This window comes from Streptomyces canus 299MFChir4.1, assembly GCF_000383615.1.
GTDB classification, from domain to species: Bacteria; Actinomycetota; Actinomycetes; order Streptomycetales; family Streptomycetaceae; genus Streptomyces; species Streptomyces canus_C.
This window is the reverse complement of sequence record NZ_KB911585.1, coordinates 121612-137695: the sequence shown is the minus strand read 5'-3', so window position 1 is coordinate 137695 and position 16084 is coordinate 121612. Positions and strand designations below refer to the sequence as shown.

Here is a 16084-nt window from a genome sequence, read left to right as displayed (position 1 = left end):
CTTTTCGATCGTAGGCACCGGGGACAGGTTGCTGCATCCCGGGAGATCGGGTGTCAGCGCCGGTGGAACCGATGGTGCAACCGCCGTACACGCTCCGTGAACTCGGGCACCGGGCCCTCCACGACCACACCGGGCGCGACCTCGTTGACCGGCAGGGTCCGCACCGGTGGCGCCGACACGCCCAACTGGCTCAGCCAATCGGCCAGTTGCTCGGACGAGGCGACGTACACGATGCGTCCGAGGCCCACCCAGGCGTGCGCGGCGGCGCACATCGGGCAGTGCTCTCCGGACGTGTACACGGTGGCCGTGGCCCGCTCCTCCGGGGTCATGTGCGCCGCCGCCCAGCGGGCCAGTTCGAACTCGGGATGCCGGGTGCGGTCACCGGAGGCCACGCGGTTGTGGTCCTCGGCGAGGATCTCGCCCCCGGCGCTCACCAGGACCGAGCCGAACGGTTCGTCCCCGGCCTCCAGCGCCTCGGCCGCCAGCTCGACGCAGCGGCGCAGATACGACAGTTCGGTGTCCTTCACAACCATGCCATGAGCCTAGGAGCATCCCCGCCTCTGCGGAAACGCGTTTCGCCTGCCGAGGCCGACCACCCCGAGGGCCATCACGACCAGCGGAAGCGCCGTCCACGGCAGGGCGCCCGCACCCAGGTCCGCCAGCACCACCCCGCCGGTCAGCGAACCCGTCGCGATCCCGGCGTTGTACACCGTGGTCTGCAACGACGTGGCCGCGTCCGCCCGCTCCGGGCCCGAGGCGTCGACCAGCGCCGTCTGGATCAGCGTCGGCGCGCCCCCGAAAGCGACGCCCCACACGGCGACCGCGACCAGCAGGACGCCCGGCACCCCGGCGGCCAGCCCCAGCACGGGCATCACGGCCGCGCACAGCCCCAGCGCGCCGAGCAGCGCCGACCGCGGATGCCGGTCCACCAGCATCCCGGTGACCCAGACCCCCACCACCGTCGCCGCTCCGAACACCAGCAGGACCACTCCGGTACGGCCGAAGCCGGCCTGCGCCGCGAACGGCGCGACATACGTGTAGATCGTCTGGTGCCCCACCAGCAGGAACAGCGTGACGCACAGGACGGCGGGGACGCCCGGCAGCGCGGCGACCCGGACGAGCGGCACACGCGCGTGCGACGCCTCGCCCGGCACACCGGGCACCCGCCACCGCACCCAGCCCACCAACAGCACCGCGAGCCCGGCCGGCAGCCCGAACGCCGTGCGCCAGCCCACCGCCCCGGCCAGCGCCGTACCGGCCGGGACGCCCAGGGACAGGGCGAGGGTGATCCCGGCGAGCACGATCGCGATCGCCCGGCCGCGCCGCGCGGCCGGCACCATCCGGGCCGCGTACCCGGCGAGCATCGCCCAGAGGATCCCGCCCATGCACCCGGCCACCACCCGCGCGGCGAACGTCAGGGGGTACGACGAGGACAGTGCCACCACCGCGTTGCTCACCGCGAAGCCGAGCAGAGCGCCGATGAGCACCGGCCGGCGCGGCAGCCCGCGCAGCAGCGCCGTGAGCGGGACGGCGGCGGCGAAGGACGCGGCCGCGTACCCGGTGACGAGGAAACCGATCCGGGCCTCGGAGACGCCCAGGGACGGGGCCATGCTGGGCAGCAGGCCCGCCGGCAGCAGCTCCGTCAGCACAGCGGTGAAGGCGGCCGTCGACAGGGCGAGGAGCCCGGACCACGGCAGCGGGGCGGACGCGGACAGGGCCGTGCCCTTGGCCGGGGAGAGGGTGGACATGCGACCATGCTCGGACCTTCACATCAGTGTGAAGGCAAGGGCGAGCCGGGAGCGCGTCATGAGAATCGGTGAACTGTCCCGCCGTACCGGAGTCCCCACCAGGCTGCTGCGCTACTACGAGGAGCAGGACCTGCTCCACCCCGAACGGGCCGACAACGGCTACCGCGCCTACGGCGAGGCGGCGGTCCGGGACGTCCAGCAGATCCGCGGACTGCTGGACTCCGGCCTGACCACGGAGATGATCCGCACGATCCTGCCGTACCTGTCGGCGCCGGAGGAGATCCTGCTGCCGCCCCAGCACCTGACCCCGGAGACGGCCGCCCTCCTGGAGGCCCACGTCGACCGCATCCAGGCCCGGATCGACTGCCTGGCCCGCAACCGCGACCGGCTCAGCGGCTACCTGGCGGCGGTGCGCGCGGAGGCCGGACGGCCGTAAACGGCATTGCCGCAAAGAACTCCGGGTGATGAAGTGAGCCCATGGATCATGTCGCGGTACTCGCCCTGTATGACCGGAACATGCGCGAAGGCGCCCAGCCGGACGGTCCCGGTGCCCGTGTCGAGCGGGTCGGCAGGGTGGTCCGCCAGGTCGCCGCCGAGCACGGCTGGAACGGAGTCGTCTGGTCCGACCTGGACGAGGCGAGCGCCGACCGGGCGATCGCCGAGCAGATCGCGTACTACACCGGGCTCGGCCGCGAGTTCGAGTGGAAGCTGTACGGGCACGACCTGCCCGTCGACCTGGGAGAGCGGCTGCGGGCCGCCGGGTTCACCCCCGAGCCCGAGGAGACGCTGATGATCGCCGAGGTCGCCGACCTCACCCTGGACGTCGAGCCGCCCGAGGGAATCCGCTTCCTGCCGGTCACCGACCAGGCCGGCGTCCACCTCGTGGCGGACGTGCACGAGAAGGCCTTCGGCACCGACAGCACCCGGCTGCGGCACCAGCTGCTCGCCCGGCTGCGGGACGAGCCCGACACCGTGGTCGCGGTCGTCGCGCTCGCCGGGGACGAGCCGGTCAGCGCGGCCCGCATGGAGCTCGTGCCCGGCACCCGCTTCGCCGGCCTGTGGGGCGGGGGCACCGTCGAGGGCTGGCGCGGCCGGGGCATCTACCGCGCACTGGTCGCGCACCGCGCCCGCGCCGCCGTGGAGCGGGGATACCGCTACCTCCAGGTCGACGCGCTGGCCACGAGCCGCCCGATCCTGGAACGCCTCGGGTTCGAGCCGCTGTCGATCACGCAGCCGCACGTGTACCACCCGTAGAGCTCAGTGGGCCGGGATGTCACATCCGGGGCCGCCCGATCCGTCCCACCGGTATGACGACGAACCAGCACCAGAACATCCTCCTCGCCGGCGCGAGCGGTGTCCTCGGCCGCCACATCGCCAGGGCCCTGACCGACGCGGGGCACAAGGTCACCGGACTGGGCCGGGGCGAGGGCAACGGCGTGCGCGCCGACCTCATGGACCGCGACGCCCTGCTGCGGGCCGTGGACGGACAGCACTTCGACACGGTCGTCCACGCGGCGACGGCCCTGCGCAAGCCGCCCGTGCGCCACCGCGACATGTACGCCACCGATGCCCTGCGCACGGAGGGCACCGCCCATCTGATCGAGGCGGCCCGGGCCACCGGAGCACGCCGTCTCGTCACCGAGTCGATGGTCTTCGGATACGGCTACGGCGACTTCGGCGACCAACCGATCACCGAGGACGACGAGTTCGGCCCGCGCGGCACCGACCCGGAACTGGAGCGGCATCTCGCGGGCATGCGGACCAAGGAGCAACTCACCTTTGGGACAACCGGGTTGGAAGGCGTCGCGCTCCGGTTCGGCCTCTTCTACGGCCCCGGCGGCACCGACGCCCTGCTGCCTCTGCTGCGCAAGCGGCAGCTGCCCGCCCCCGCGGACCACGGCCGGGTCCTGCCCTGGGTGGAACTCACGGACGCGGCCCGCGCGGTGGCCGCCGCGGTCGAGCACGGGCGCGCCGGACAGGCGTACAACATCGCGGACCCCACCCCGATGGGCTTCCGTGCCCATCTGCTGTGCGTGGCCGCGGAGTTCGGGCTGCCGAAGCCGGTGTCCGTGCCCCTGTGGCTGACCAAACCGATGGCGTACGCGCACACGATGTTCGCGTCCAGCATGCGGGTGTCGGCGCGGAAAGCCGAGCGGGAACTGGGCTGGACGCCCGTGTACCCCTCGGGCCGTGAGGGTCTGGCCGCGCTGCGGGCCGCGACGACCCGGTGATCACAGGTCGAGCTGGTACTCCACGGCCTTGTGCGTCGGCACGTATCCGAGGGAGTCGTTGACGGCCAGCATCGGCTTGTTGCTGTCCGCGGTGTCGGTGCGGAGCCCGGCCAGCTCCGGGTGCCGTTCGAGGGCGTGCCGGACGGCCGCGGCCTTCATCCAGCGGGCGAGGCCACGCCCGCGGTGTTCGGGGAGCACGGCGGTGCCGTAGTGCTGGCCGTCGCCCGACCCGTCGCCGGGCACGACCAGTTCGGAGAAGCCCACCACGCTGCCGTTCGCCGCGTCCACCACGGCGACGGTGTGCAGCAGCTCACCGCGCTGTGCCACGGCCTCCGCGGCCGCGACCACCCGCTCCACGTCCCAGACGACCCTGCCGAAGTCCGTCCCCTCCATCGGCATGTCGTCCATCGCCCGCCGCGAGTGGGCGAACGACTGCGCCAGCGCGTCCGCCACGGTGCCCTCCCACTCGGTCAACCGGTAGCCGGGGTGAGGCAGTTCGAGGAGTGCGTCGATCGCGGCACGATCGACGTCGGCCAGCGGGAGCCGGGTGTACGTGAGCGCCAGGACCTGCCGGAAGCCCCGGGCGGCCAGGAAGAGATCGGCGGGGGAGCCCTGTTCCGCCTGGGCGATCACGGACCGCCGCCGCTCCGTCCTCGCCGCGTCCACGGCGGCCTCCAGAAGCCGGGTTCCGACGCCCCGCCGCCGCTCGGCGCCGTGCACCGCGAGCCGCAGTTCGGCGAGGTGCTCCTGCCCCTCCTTGGTGAACAGCCGCAGGAAGGCGGACCCGAGCGGGACATCGTCCTCCCCGGAGGCCAGCCAGGCCAGACGGCGGCTGGAGGTGGCAGGCCGGGGATCGGCGAGGGGGGTGATGTCGAGGGACAAGTGCGTCTCCGTCACGGAGGGAGGGGCGGCGGGCGCATGAAGCCTGCCGTCGAGCCCCGGTGTCCGCAACGGGATTAAACCCTGGGTCAACACCGGGTCAATCCTCGTCGCGCGGGCCGGACCGGTTCTGTTCAGCCATCTGAATGTCATGTACCGTTCAAAATCATCGCGTTGTCTATGCGCGTAGTTCCCGTCCCCGCATCACCCTTCCCCAACTCCTCACGGAGGTATGCCGGATGCTCGGGCTCACCCTTTCCCGCCACAGACTCGGCGCCGTCCTCGCCGGACTCGGTCTCGTCGCCGCAGGCGTCGTCGTGCAGGCCACCGCCACCCCCGCCGCCGCTGCCACCCCGCACCGGATCCTCTTCGACAACGCCCACGCCGAGACGGCGGGCAACGCGGACTGGATCATCTCCACCAGCCAGCCCGACCCGCTGGGCCAGGACTCCTCGCCCTCCGCCGAGACCGACTGGACCGGCGCCCTCTCCTCCTGGGGTGTCGCCCTCCAGAAGACCGGCGGCTACAGCCTCAAGACCTCGACGAGCGCCCTCACCTACGGCGGCTCCTCCGCCACCGACCTGTCGAACTTCGACACCCTGGTCCTGCCCGAGCCCAACACGCTCTTCACGACCGCCGAGAAGACGGCGATCATGACCTTCGTGAAGAACGGCGGCGGCCTCTTCATGATCTCCGACCACACCGGAGCCGACCGCAACAACGACGGTGAGGACGCGGTCGAGATCCTGAACGACCTGATGACCAACAACAGCGTCGACTCCACCGACCCGTTCGGATTCTCCATCGACTCGCTGAGCATCAGCTCCGACTACCCCTCGGCGATCAGCGACAGCAGCAACCCCGTCCTGCACGGCTCCTTCGGCACCGTCACCAAGAGCCTCATCGCCAGCGGCACCACGGCCACCCTCAAGCCCGCCGACAACGCGAACGTCAAGGGACTGCTCTACCGCACCGGTTACTCGGGCAACACCGGCGCCTTCTTCGCCACCAGCACCTTCGGCAGCGGGCGCGTCGCCTTCTGGGGCGACAGCTCACCCATCGACGACGGCACCGGCCAGTCCGGCAACACCCTCTACGACGGCTGGAACGACTCGGGCGCCACCAACGCGGCCCTCGCCCTCAACGCCACGGAATGGCTGTCCGGAGCGAGCGGCAGCGGCGACGGGGGCGGTGGCGGTGGCGGTTCCACCTGCACGTCGGCGCAGCTCCTCGGCAACAGCGGCTTCGAGTCGGGCAGTTCGACCTGGACCGCGAGCAGCGGCGTGCTCACGAATTCCAGCGGCGAGTCCGCCCGCACCGGCTCCTGGTTCGCCTGGCTCGACGGCTACGGCTCCGCGCGCACGGACACCCTGTCCCAGTCGGTGACCGTCCCGTCCGCGTGCACCGCGGCCACGCTCAGCTTCTACCTGCACGTCGACACCGCCGAGACCACCACCAGCACCGCCTACGACACCCTCAAGGTGCAGGTGCTCAACAGCTCGGGCACGGTACTGAGCACCCTCGCCACGTACTCGAACCTCAACGCGGCCTCCGCTTACACCCAGCGCAGCTTCAACCTGGCGGGCTACGCCGGCCAGACCGTCACCCTCAAGTTCACCGGCACGGAGGGCTCCACGCTCCAGACGTCGTTCGTCGTCGACGACACGGCACTGAACGTCAGCTGATCCGGGCCGGGACCCACCCGGTGGCGGCCGTCACCTCGGCCGCGATGTCGATCACCGTGCGCCCGTCGGTCACCACGCGCAGCGTGCCGGCGGGCGCACGCTCGTCCAGCATCCGCGCCTTGCGGGCGCCGCTCCGCAGTTCCTGCTCCAGCTCGGAGCCCAGCTCCCGCCCGGTCAGCCGCCGTTCGGCCGTCTCGTCGGTCGCGGTGAGCAGGACCCGTACGATCCGGACACCGTCCCCCATCGCCCGCCGGAACATGCCCGTCGACTCCTCCAGCACGCTCACGGTGTTCACGTAGACGAGGCGCCGGTAGCCGAGTTCGGCGTAGTTGCCCCACACCGCGGTCAGGTTGCGCTCTCCGATGGCGGCCCGGTGGGGGTCACCCTCGGGCGCCGGATGGACCTGCCCCATGAAGTCCCCGTCGATCACGGCATGGGCGACCCGAGCGGCCCGCAGTCGCGCCGAGACCTCCCAGCCGACGGTCGTCTTGCCGACCCCGGCGCGTCCCCCGACCAGCAGTACCTCCGCGTGATCCATACGACGAGAGTGGCACGCCGAGTCCCCGCCGTGCAGCGGAGTTTCAGGCGCGCAGCCGCCAGGTGCGCAGGACCGCCTCGCGGCCCCGCGACTCCCTCCTGACCGGTGGCTCGTCCGTGAGCTCGAACGCGCAGGACCGGGCGACCGCCTCGCTGGCCGCGTTGGCGGCGTCGATGCGCAGTACCACCCGGCGCGGCCGGATCTCCCGGACCGTGTACTCGGCGGCCAGCCGCACCGCCCGCCCGGCCGGCCCCTGCCCCCGGTGGGCGGGTCCGACGCCGTAGGCCAGCTCCACGTCCCGTTCGTCCGAACCGCTGCGGAACAGCAGGACCTCACCCCGGGGAAGGATCCCGTCGGTGGTGACGGCCAACTGGACCCTCCGCCCCTCGGCCTGCCCTCCCGCGCCCCGGCCAGGTACGCCCGCGCCGTGGCCAGGTCGAACGGCGAGGCCACCGGAGTCCACCGGGCCATCTCGGAATCGTCGTAGAGCGCGACCAGGTCCGCGAGGTCGGCGTCGGACCACTGGCGCAGCCGGACGCCGTAGCCTTCGAGGCGCACCGGTGGGACGAGGGTGAGGGTTCGGTTCGGGTCCATGGGTCGATCCTGCCCCGGGGAGGCGGTCGGACGGAGGAGTCGGCGCTCGACGGCGGCGCGGTCAGCGACGTCGTCCGGGTCGGAGGGACCGTGCGGCGCAACCCGTCCGAACGGTCGGGATTCGTGTGGGAGTTGCTCGATCTGTTCGAGAGCGCGGGCCGGCGGGGCGCCCCGCGGTTCCTCGGCGTCGACGCACTCGGCCGGGAGGCCTTCGACCACATCGAGGGGCGGGCCGCCGTGACCCCGCGCGAGCGCGCCGCGGCCCGGACCGACGAGGCCCTCACGGAGGTTGCCCGTCTCGTCCGCGCCTTCCACGACCTGACGCACGGCACCGCGCTCGCCGGGGACCGGGACGTCGTCTGCCACAACGACCTCGCGCCGAAGAACACCGTGTACGCGGCGTGGCGGCCCGTCGCGTTCATCGACTGGGACCTGGCCGCTCCGGGCGAGCGGATGCACGACCTCGCCCATGTGTGCTGGCAGTACCTCGACCTGGGGCCGGGTGTCGCCGATGTACGGGAGGCCGCTCGCCGCATGCGGCTGATCTGCGATGCCTACGGCGTCGACGAGCGGGACGGGTTGCTGGACACGGTGCTGTGGTGGCAGGGCCGCTGCTGGAGGGGGATCGAAGCCGGCGCGCTACGGGGGGAGCGGGCCATGATCGGGCTGCGCGAGCGGGGGGCGGTGGACGAGGTGAGGGCCGCGGAGAGGTGGGTCGCGGGGCACCGGCGCGAACTCGGGGCGTTCCTGAGGTGACGGGGTGGCTCCTCAGGGGAAGGGCCGGTCCACCTCCGGTGGACCGGCCCTGCTGACTCCAGGTGTCTGCTGCCGTCTTCTGTGCCGAGTCCTCTACGGCCTGGGGGCGCTCTTCGCCGCCGTGACGGTGCACATCAGCCCCAGGATCACCGCGAGGGCGCCGATGATGATGTTGTTCAGCGCCACACCGGCGTCGGGGCTCTCGCCGACGACCCAGGGAGCGATGATCATCCAGATGCCGACCGCGCAGAAGGCCCAGCTGAGGCCGTACATGCGTTCAGGGGTCTGGGTGAATCCAAGGGCCAGCAGGCCGATCGCTATGCCCACGATGAGGTTGTGGGTCACGAGGGCGGGCTGGCTCGTCGTGTAGTGGAGTATCCAGGGGGACACGGCGCAGTACAGGCCGAGCAGGAACACCGGTCCGTCCACGAGTGCCACATCGCGACCGCCGAGCATGCGGGCGTAGCGTTCCCGCATTTCCGGAGCGTCGGGGTGGCTGGTGATGTCCCCTCTGGTGTGCGAGACGTCGGCCATGACTTGTCTCCTTCGACTTGCTGGCCTGACCGCTCTGGTGCGGTGTGCGGTAAGCGCCGCCTGCGTACATTCTGCGCTTATTTTCCCTTTATGTGTAGAGGTGAGGGGAACGGTCCCGGCCGGAACCGGTGGCAAGGCCATCAACTCGCATCGGTTCTGCGTCGTATAGTCGCTCCATGAATGACATACCGGACGGTGAGGGGGTGCAGGCCCGGCCGGGACCGGCCGCCCCGGACACCGCGACGCGCCTCACCACCGGTGCCCTGGCCCGTCGCCTGGGGGTCTCGCCCACCACGCTGCGCTCCTGGGACCGCCGCTACGGCATCGGCCCCGCCGTCCGTACCGACGGACGGCACCGCCGCTGGACCCCGCGGGACGTGGCCGTGCTGGAATCGATGTGCCGGCTCACCTCCACCGGTGTGCCGCCCGCCGAGGCGGCCCGGGCGGCCAAGGAGTCCGCGGCGATGGGACCGGGCGGCGTTTCGGTCCCGCCGGGGGTTCCGGAACCCGCGACCCGCGCACGGTCTCGGGCGGCCGGCGCGCTCCCCCTGGGTGATGTGCGCCAGGAGTGCCGTGGCCTCGCCCGCGCCGCCGTACGCCTGGACGCGCCGGCCGTGGAGGAGCAGTTGGCCGCGGCGGTCGAGACCCACGGCCTGGCCGTCGCCTGGCAGGAGGTGATGGTGCCCACGCTGCACGCGGTCGGCCGCAAGTGGGCCTCGTCCGGAGACCGTTACATCGAGGTCGAGCACCTGCTGTCCTGGCACATGTCCACCGCACTGCGCCGCTGCACCAGCCCACCGGCCCGGCAGGGCGACGCGCTCGGCGCCGGGCCGGTCCTGCTGGCCTGCGTCCCCGGCGAGCAGCACACGCTGGCGCTGGAGGCGCTCAACGCCGGCCTCGGTGAACTGGGCCTGCCGACCAGGATGTTCGGGGCCGCCGTACCCGTGGAGGCGCTGACCGCCGCGGTGGACCGGCTCGGCCCGGCGGCCGTCGTCCTGTGGGCGCAGTCCCGCTCCACGGCGAGCCTGCCGCTGGCCCGGCACGTCGCCGGTGCCCAGTGGGGGGTGAAGGGCGCCCGCAGGAGGCCCGTGGTGATGCTGGGCGGGTCCGGCTGGATCGGCCGCTCCGGCCAGGGGATGCTCCGGCCGACGTCCTTCCGGGACGCCCTGGACACCCTGGCAGGTCTGTACGCGGCCGGGTCGCCCACGGCACCCGCCTGACCTCACTCGCGGCCACGCGCCCGCTTGAAACGGGCGAGCCCCTCGGGCAGTTCCACGATCGGATCCGGATAGTCCAGCGCGGCCCGGTCCAGTCCCCGCAGCTTCCACGGCTCGTGCACCGCCGGTCCCTCCAGCGCGGCCAGTTCGGGCACCCAGCGGTGGACGTACGTGCCGTCGGGGTCGTAGCGCTTTGCCTGGGTGACCGGGTTGAGGACCCGGTTGGGGCGGGTGTCCGTGCCCGTGCCCGCCATCCACTGCCAGTTGAGCTGGTTGTTGGCGAGGTCCCCGTCGACCAGCAGGTCCAGGAAGTGCCGGGCACCGATCCGCCAGTCCACGTACAGCGTCTTGGCGAGGAAGCTCGCGGTCAGCAGGCGGCCGCGGTTGTGCATCCAGCCCTCGTGGCGCAGCTGGCGCATCGCCGCGTCGACGATCGGGTAGCCGGTGCGGCCCTCCTTCCACGCCTCGATGTCGTCGCCCGCGGTCCGCTCGGAGCGCCAACGGTCGTGCTGGGTGCGGTAGTCGGCGGCGGCAGCGGCAGGGCGGGCCGCGAGCACCTGCCGGTGGAAGTCGCGCCAGGCGAGCTGCCGTACGAAGGCCTCGGCGCCCGGGCCGCCCGCCCGGCCTGCCCGGTGGACGAGTTCGACGGGGGAGAGGGTGCCGAAGTGGAGGTGCGGGGAGAGCCGGGAGGTCGCGTCGCCGGCCAGGTCGTCGTGGCGGTCCTCGTACGCGGCCAGTCCGGCCCGCAGCCAGGCGGCGAGCCGCTTGCGGCCCTCCGTCTCGCCGCCCGCGGCGAGTCCCTCCGACAGCCCGGACAGGTCGTCGCGGGAGGGCAGCGGCTCGGATCCGACGCCGTCCGGGACCGTTACGGCCCGCGGCGCCCCGAGCGGGTCCCGCAGCCGCTCCTGGGACCAGCGCCGGAAGTACGGCGTGAAGACGGCGAAGTGGTCCGAGCCGGCCGGGACCACCGCGCCCGGGGCGACGGCCGTGGTCACCGTGTCGTGGACGTGCAGCCGGACGCCCTCCGCCTCCAGGGCCCGGCGCAGCCGCTCCTCCCGCCGGTGGGCGTGGGCGCTGACGTCGGACGTCATGTGCACCTCGTCGGCGTCCGCCTCGGCGGCGACCTTGCGCACCTGGTCGACGAGGTCGCCGGAGCGCAGGACCAGCCGGCCGCCCCGCTCGCGCAGACCGGCGTCGAGGTCGCGCAGACAGTCGGCGAGGAACGCCAGCCGGTTGGGGGCGGCGAATCCCACGGCGTCCACGGCCCGGTCCCGCACGAACAGCGGGACGACCTGCTCGGTGCCGTCGAGGGCCGCGGCCAGCGGCGGGTGGTCGTGCAGGCGCAGGTCGCAGGTGAACAGGACGACCGAGATGCTCATGGTGCTTACTCCGGGGTGCGGTGAGGAGCCGGGAGGTCAGTGGACGGGGGCGTGCTCGGGCTCGCGGGCCGACGAACCCGCCGCGGCGCGGGCGATGTTGCGGGCCATGCCGCCGAAGACGACCGTGTGGAAGGGCGAAACGCTCCACCAGTAGGCTTGGCCGAGCAGACCGTGCGGATGGAACAGGGCGCGCTGCCGGTAGCGGGTGCGGCCGTCCTCGTCGGTGGCCACTCCCATCTCCAGCCACGCCAGGCCGGGCAGGCGCATCTCCGCCCGCAGCCGCAGCAGCCGGCCCGGCTCGATCGCCTCCACCCGCCAGAAGTCCAGCGAGTCGCCGACCCGCAGCCGTGCCGCGTCCCGGCGCCCCCGGCGCAGCCCGACCCCGCCCACCAGCCGGTCCAGCCACCCTCGCACCGCCCACGCTAGCGGGAAGGAGTACCAGCCGTTCTCCCCGCCGATGCCCTCGACGACCCGCCACAGCGCCTGAGGCGAGGCGTCCACGGGGAGCTCCCGGTGGTCGCAGTAGAGACTTCCGCCGGCCCAGTCGGGGTCGGTGGGCAGCGGATCGCTGGGGGCGCCCGGCACCGACGCCGACGACCACCGGGTGGTGACCCGCGCCTCCCGCACCCGCTGCAGAGCCAGTCGTACGGCCTCGTCGAAGCCGATCGGACGGGTGGGCGGGCCCGGGAGACGTCCTGCGATGTCGTTCTCCTGGCAGACCACCTCGTGCCGCAGCGACTCGGTGAGCGGCCGGGCGATCGAGGCGGGCACCGGCGTCACCAGGCCCACCCAGTGGCTGGAGAGCCCGGGGGTGAGTACCGGCACCGGCAGGATGACCCGGCGCGGCAGCCCGGCGACCGCCGCGTACCTGAGCATCATCTGCCGGTACGTCAGCACCTCCGGGCCGCCGACGTCGAAGGCCCGGTTGACGTCCGCCGGCATGCCGGCGCTGCCGACGAGGGCGCGGAGCACGTCGCGGACCGCCACCGGCTGGACGCGGGTGTGCACCCAGCTCGGGGTGACCATCACGGGAAGGCGTTCGGTCAGGTAGCGCAGCATCTCGAAGGAGGCGGAACCCGAGCCGATGACGACGGCCGCCCGCAGGACCGTGGTCGGGACCCCGGAGTCGAGCAGGATGCGGGCCACCTCCGCGCGTGAACGCAGATGCGGCGAGAGCTCGTCCTCGGGCACGCCCGCCGGGATGAGGCCGCTGAGGTGCACGATCCGCCGCACACCCGCCTTCCGGGCCTGCTCGGCGAAGATCCGCGCGGCCCTGCGGTCGGTCTCCTCGAAGCCCTTGCCGGAGCTCATCGCGTGCACCAGGTAGTACGCCACGTCCACCCCGTCCAGGGCCCGGGCGACGGACGCGGCGTCGGTCACGTCACCCGCCACCACCTCGGCACGGCCGGCCCAGGGGTGGTCGCGCAGCCGCTCGGGGGAGCGGGCCAGACACCGTACGGGGTGGCCCGCGTCGAGCAGCTCGGGGACCAGACGCCCGCCGATGTATCCCGTGGCCCCGGTCACCAGACAACGCGGTCCCGCACGCGTGCCGTCGTGGTCCATCGCGTCCCTGCCCTTCCTGTCGCCCCCTGCTGATCACTTCGACCGCCGGGCCCGGTTCGGATGCGGCCCGGGCCCTCGGGAGCGCGGCGCTTCCCTGCGCTGCTCACGTGGCCCCGGCGAACCAGCGGGACCAGCCGGACCAGGACGCGCGACCGGAGTCCGGCACGGACGGGGCGGCGACCGGCTTTCGCCGGTGACCACGCTCTGCACGCCACCGGCATCCAGCGCTCGCCGCGATCATGGACGCGGAGGAGCCCCTGTGGGCGACACCGCGAAGACGTGACATGTACGCCTGAATCCCGGGCAACCGCACAGGTACGAGACGGTTCGTCAGCGATGTTGGAGGTGTCTGCCGCTATGAGCGCGAAGGTGTTGGAGCGGTTTCCAGCGGGAGCTCCGCGCGGATCGTGGCCGGCAGAGGAGTACGCGGCGCAGAGGCGGGCGCAGGGTGAACCGGCGACCGTGGTGATGGATCTCAAGTCGGACGCGTTCCTCGTGGTGGTCCCCGGGCGGGACGAGGACTGACCATGCGGCTCAGCCGGGCGGGGTGAGCGTCCCGCCCAGCCGGCCGGCCCGGCGCACGAACGCTTCGTGCAGATCCCGGGCGGCCCTCGGCACGGACTCGGCCCTGCGCCGCTGGAGCATCAGCAGCACCCGGATCGAGACGCCCTCGATCGGCCGGTGGGTGATCGTGCCCTGACGTGAGCGCAGCGAATGGGGGTCCCCCCGGCCGGAGGCTGGGGGAGGACCCCCGACCACGCTGAAGTCGGGCAGCACGGTCACCCCCAGCCCCTCGGCCACCATCAGCTTGCCCATCTCGGCGCCGTCGGTGGAGTACGCGAAGGCCGGCCCGCGCCCCTCCAGAAGCCGGTGCACGAAGCGGTGCATGACGTAGCCGGTGCGCATGGCGATCAGCGGCTGGGCCAGCAGATCGTCCACCGGCACACAGGTCCGCGCGGCCAGCGGACTGTCCGGGCGCAGGCACACCACCGGCCGCCCGTGCAGCAGTGGGGTGGACTCGCATCCCGCGGGCGTGTCGTCGCCGTCGAGGTGGTTGACCAGACCCAGGTCGAACCCGCCCTCCGCGAGGCCCCGCTGGATCTCCGTCTGCTGCGCGCCGACCACCTCGACCTGGGTGACCGGATGGACGGCCCGGAAGTCCTCGACCGCCGGGATGAGCAGCGGCACCGTCGCCGCGTTCACCGTGCCGACGCGGACCATACGGCTGATGCGGTGCTGCTCGCCCGCCGCCGACCGCAACCGGTCCACCGCCTCCAGCACGCCGACGATGTGCGGCAGCAGCTCCCGGCCCTCCGCGCTCATCGTCGCCCCCGACCGCTTGCGCTCCAGCAGGTCGACCCCGAGCTCCCGCTCCAGATTCCGCACGGTCTCGCTCAACGCGGGCTGCGACAGGCGCAGTTCCTCCGCCGCCCGGCGCAGTGAGCCGAGCCGGGTCACCGCCGCTATGTATTCCAGCGTTCTGTCCGCACGCCCAGCAGAATGCGGGCCCATTCGCGGCACGTTCAAGGGTTTCCCTGTCACACGTTCGTGAAATTCAATGGTCCGCGATACGAGACCGGTCGGGTTTTCCTTGACGCCTCTCGCCACCGGCTGTCACGATCGACGACATGATGATGCGACTGGACCTCACGCGGCGACGCCATGTCGACCTCGCGCGCGTCTCCAGCGCCTCCTGTCGCACCGCGGCCTGATCAACCTCCCATGATCCGCCGCGTTTTCCTCTCCTTCCGAGAGTTTTCACGCCTGAATTCCGTGTGCCCGCGCACCTTTTGAATTCGGCGTGCTCGAAAACATTCCGCAACAGGAGTCACGCATGCCTGCCGCGCCCGTGCAATTCGCCTACTGGGTCCCCAACGTCAGCGGGGGACTCGTCACCAGCAAGATCGAGCAGCGCACCGACTGGGGCTACGACTACAACCGCGAACTCGCCGTCCTCGCAGAGAACAACGGCTTCGACTACGCCCTCAGCCAGGTCCGCTACATGGCCAGCTACGGCGCCGAGTACCAGCACGAGTCGACCAGCTTCAGCCTCGCCCTGCTGCTGGCCACCCAGCGCCTGAAGGTCATCGCCGCCGTCCACCCCGGCCTGTGGCACCCGGGCGTCCTCGCCAAACTCGGTGCCACCGCCGACCACCTCTCCAAGGGCCGCTTCGCCGTGAACGTCGTCTCCGGCTGGTTCAAGGGCGAGTTCACCGCCCTCGGCGAACCCTGGCTGGAGCACGACGAGCGCTACCGCCGCTCCGAGGAGTTCATCACCGCCCTGCGGAAGATCTGGACGGAGGACCATGCCGAACTCGCCGGCGACTTCTACCGGCTGCGCGACTTCTCCCTGAAGCCCAAGCCCCTCAACACCGAGGAGCGCCCGCACCCGGAGATCTTCCAGGGCGGAAACTCCACCGCCGCCCGCGCCATGGCCGGGCGGGTGTCCGACTGGTACTTCTCCAACGGCAAGGACTTCGACGGGGTCACCGAGCAGCTCACCGACGTCCGCAAGTCCGCCGCCGAAGTCGGCCGTACCCCACCGAAGTTCGGCCTCAACGGCTTCCTCATCGCCCGTGACACGGAGGCCGAGGCCCGAGACACGCTCCGGGAGATCGTCGCCAAGGCCGACAGCGAGGCCGTCGAGGGGTTCGGTGCCGCCGTGAAGCAGGCGGGCCAGTCGACCTCCGACAAGACGGGCATGTGGCAGGACTCCTCCTTCGAGGACCTCGTCCAGTACAACGACGGCTTCCGCACCGGTCTCATCGGGACGCCGGAGCAGATCGCCGAGCGGATCGTCGCCTACAAGAAGCTCGGCGTCGACCTCCTTCTCCTTGGCTTCCTGCACTACCACGAGGAGGTCGAGTACTTCGGCAAGCGGGTGCTGCCGCTGGTCCGTGATCTGGAGGCCCAGCTGCCCGACAACGAGTCCGTCCCCGCCCAGGTCTGAGGAGGTCACC

At 72.2% G+C, this 16084-nt stretch carries 18 protein-coding genes; 9 read left to right on the top strand and 9 right to left on the bottom strand.

Translation table 11 applies throughout. From position 1 onward, the window contains the following. Positions 1-53: 53 nt before the first annotated feature. Together H293_RS0111575 and H293_RS0111570 are read right to left on the bottom strand one after the other, a co-directional pair. Positions 54-533 (bottom strand): nucleoside deaminase, encoded by a 480-nt coding sequence (locus tag H293_RS0111575; protein WP_020118042.1) that lies wholly within the window; start codon positions 531-533, stop codon positions 54-56. Positions 534-542: 9 nt separating this feature from the next. After that, positions 543-1748, bottom strand: coding sequence for an MFS transporter (locus H293_RS0111570; protein ID WP_020118041.1), 1206 nt, complete (start codon positions 1746-1748; stop codon positions 543-545). Positions 1749-1806: 58 nt separating this feature from the next. Between H293_RS0111570 and H293_RS0111565 the strand changes: the two genes are divergently transcribed. The 3 genes from H293_RS0111565 to H293_RS0111555 are packed head-to-tail and all read left to right on the top strand — an operon-like array spanning position 1807 to position 3979. Continuing rightward, positions 1807-2184: a MerR family transcriptional regulator gene (locus H293_RS0111565; protein ID WP_020118040.1), complete on the top strand. Its 378-nt coding sequence runs from the start codon at positions 1807-1809 to the stop codon at positions 2182-2184. Positions 2185-2225: 41 nt separating this feature from the next. After that, positions 2226-3002, top strand: coding sequence for a GNAT family N-acetyltransferase (locus H293_RS0111560; protein WP_020118039.1), 777 nt, complete (start codon positions 2226-2228; stop codon positions 3000-3002). A 53-nt stretch (positions 3003-3055) separates the two neighbouring features. Beyond that, the gene (locus tag H293_RS0111555; RefSeq protein ID WP_020118038.1) at positions 3056-3979 is read left to right on the top strand and encodes an NAD-dependent epimerase/dehydratase family protein; all 924 of its coding nucleotides are present in this window, start codon (positions 3056-3058) and stop codon (positions 3977-3979) included. Here H293_RS0111555 and H293_RS0111550 read toward each other — a convergent pair whose 3' ends face one another. Then, a complete protein-coding gene (locus tag H293_RS0111550; protein WP_020118037.1) occupies positions 3980-4861 on the bottom strand; it encodes a GNAT family N-acetyltransferase in 882 nt (293 codons plus the stop codon). A gap of 236 nt (positions 4862-5097) precedes the next feature. Between H293_RS0111550 and H293_RS0111545 the strand changes: the two genes are divergently transcribed. Then, positions 5098-6543, top strand: a complete 1446-nt coding sequence (locus tag H293_RS0111545; RefSeq protein WP_020118036.1) for a hypothetical protein — start codon at positions 5098-5100, stop codon at positions 6541-6543. On the opposite strand, the gene H293_RS0111540 is transcribed toward H293_RS0111545, so the two are convergent. Both H293_RS0111540 and H293_RS60020 read right to left on the bottom strand, forming a co-directional pair. Then, positions 6536-7081, bottom strand: coding sequence for an ATP-binding protein (locus H293_RS0111540; protein WP_020118035.1), 546 nt, complete (start codon positions 7079-7081; stop codon positions 6536-6538). The genes H293_RS0111545 and H293_RS0111540 overlap by 8 nt on opposite strands. A gap of 43 nt (positions 7082-7124) precedes the next feature. Continuing rightward, positions 7125-7451, bottom strand: coding sequence for a GNAT family N-acetyltransferase (locus H293_RS60020; protein ID WP_020118034.1), 327 nt, complete (start codon positions 7449-7451; stop codon positions 7125-7127). Positions 7452-7765: 314 nt separating this feature from the next. On the opposite strand from H293_RS60020, the gene H293_RS0111530 reads away from it, so the two are divergent. Next, complete coding sequence (locus tag H293_RS0111530; RefSeq protein WP_020118033.1) at positions 7766-8431, top strand: phosphotransferase; 666 nt, start codon at positions 7766-7768, stop codon at positions 8429-8431. Between the two features lie 93 nt (positions 8432-8524). Here the strand turns inward: H293_RS0111530 and H293_RS0111525 are convergent, their stop codons facing one another. Beyond that, complete coding sequence (locus H293_RS0111525) at positions 8525-8965, bottom strand: SPW repeat protein (RefSeq protein ID WP_020118032.1); 441 nt, start codon at positions 8963-8965, stop codon at positions 8525-8527. A 176-nt stretch (positions 8966-9141) separates the two neighbouring features. On the opposite strand from H293_RS0111525, the gene H293_RS0111520 reads away from it, so the two are divergent. After that, positions 9142-10185, top strand: coding sequence for a MerR family transcriptional regulator (locus tag H293_RS0111520; RefSeq protein ID WP_051138086.1), 1044 nt, complete (start codon positions 9142-9144; stop codon positions 10183-10185). 2 nt (positions 10186-10187) lie between these two features. Here the strand turns inward: H293_RS0111520 and H293_RS0111515 are convergent, their stop codons facing one another. Together H293_RS0111515 and H293_RS0111510 are read right to left on the bottom strand one after the other, a co-directional pair. Further along, a complete protein-coding gene (locus H293_RS0111515) occupies positions 10188-11561 on the bottom strand; it encodes a cryptochrome/photolyase family protein (RefSeq protein WP_020118030.1) in 1374 nt (457 codons plus the stop codon). Positions 11562-11597: 36 nt separating this feature from the next. Next, a complete protein-coding gene (locus H293_RS0111510) occupies positions 11598-13124 on the bottom strand; it encodes an SDR family oxidoreductase (protein ID WP_020118029.1) in 1527 nt (508 codons plus the stop codon). A gap of 336 nt (positions 13125-13460) precedes the next feature. Here H293_RS0111510 and H293_RS0111505 point away from each other — a divergent pair, with 336 nt between their 5' ends. Next, positions 13461-13649, top strand: coding sequence for a hypothetical protein (locus H293_RS0111505; RefSeq protein ID WP_007379835.1), 189 nt, complete (start codon positions 13461-13463; stop codon positions 13647-13649). Positions 13650-13658: 9 nt separating this feature from the next. On the opposite strand, the gene H293_RS0111500 is transcribed toward H293_RS0111505, so the two are convergent. Beyond that, positions 13659-14636, bottom strand: coding sequence for a LysR family transcriptional regulator (locus H293_RS0111500; protein ID WP_051138085.1), 978 nt, complete (start codon positions 14634-14636; stop codon positions 13659-13661). 116 nt (positions 14637-14752) lie between these two features. On the opposite strand from H293_RS0111500, the gene H293_RS61615 reads away from it, so the two are divergent. Next, complete coding sequence (locus tag H293_RS61615; protein WP_351536879.1) at positions 14753-14836, top strand: putative leader peptide; 84 nt, start codon at positions 14753-14755, stop codon at positions 14834-14836. 122 nt (positions 14837-14958) lie between these two features. Then, on the top strand, positions 14959-16074 hold the full coding sequence (sfnG, locus tag H293_RS0111495; RefSeq protein WP_020118027.1) for a dimethylsulfone monooxygenase SfnG: 1116 nt from the start codon (positions 14959-14961) through the stop codon (positions 16072-16074). Positions 16075-16084: the final 10 nt, after the last annotated feature.

Coding starts and splice junctions, on each gene's coding strand:
- H293_RS0111570 (WP_020118041.1), bottom strand. CDS start 1,748: ATGTCCACCCTCTCCCCGGCCAAGGGCACGGCCCTGTCCGCGTCCGCC.
- H293_RS0111515 (WP_020118030.1), bottom strand. CDS start 11,561: ATGAGCATCTCGGTCGTCCTGTTCACCTGCGACCTGCGCCTGCACGAC.
- H293_RS0111560 (WP_020118039.1), top strand. CDS start 2,226: ATGGATCATGTCGCGGTACTCGCCCTGTATGACCGGAACATGCGCGAA.
- H293_RS0111555 (WP_020118038.1), top strand. CDS start 3,056: ATGACGACGAACCAGCACCAGAACATCCTCCTCGCCGGCGCGAGCGGT.
- H293_RS0111540 (WP_020118035.1), bottom strand. CDS start 7,081: ATGGATCACGCGGAGGTACTGCTGGTCGGGGGACGCGCCGGGGTCGGC.
- H293_RS0111575 (WP_020118042.1), bottom strand. CDS start 533: ATGGTTGTGAAGGACACCGAACTGTCGTATCTGCGCCGCTGCGTCGAG.
- H293_RS0111565 (WP_020118040.1), top strand. CDS start 1,807: ATGAGAATCGGTGAACTGTCCCGCCGTACCGGAGTCCCCACCAGGCTG.
- H293_RS0111505 (WP_007379835.1), top strand. CDS start 13,461: ATGTTGGAGGTGTCTGCCGCTATGAGCGCGAAGGTGTTGGAGCGGTTT.
- H293_RS0111545 (WP_020118036.1), top strand. CDS start 5,098: ATGCTCGGGCTCACCCTTTCCCGCCACAGACTCGGCGCCGTCCTCGCC.
- H293_RS0111510 (WP_020118029.1), bottom strand. CDS start 13,124: ATGGACCACGACGGCACGCGTGCGGGACCGCGTTGTCTGGTGACCGGG.
- H293_RS0111500 (WP_051138085.1), bottom strand. CDS start 14,636: ATGGGCCCGCATTCTGCTGGGCGTGCGGACAGAACGCTGGAATACATA.
- H293_RS0111520 (WP_051138086.1), top strand. CDS start 9,142: ATGAATGACATACCGGACGGTGAGGGGGTGCAGGCCCGGCCGGGACCG.
- H293_RS61615 (WP_351536879.1), top strand. CDS start 14,753: ATGATGATGCGACTGGACCTCACGCGGCGACGCCATGTCGACCTCGCG.
- H293_RS0111525 (WP_020118032.1), bottom strand. CDS start 8,965: ATGGCCGACGTCTCGCACACCAGAGGGGACATCACCAGCCACCCCGAC.
- sfnG (WP_020118027.1), top strand. CDS start 14,959: ATGCCTGCCGCGCCCGTGCAATTCGCCTACTGGGTCCCCAACGTCAGC.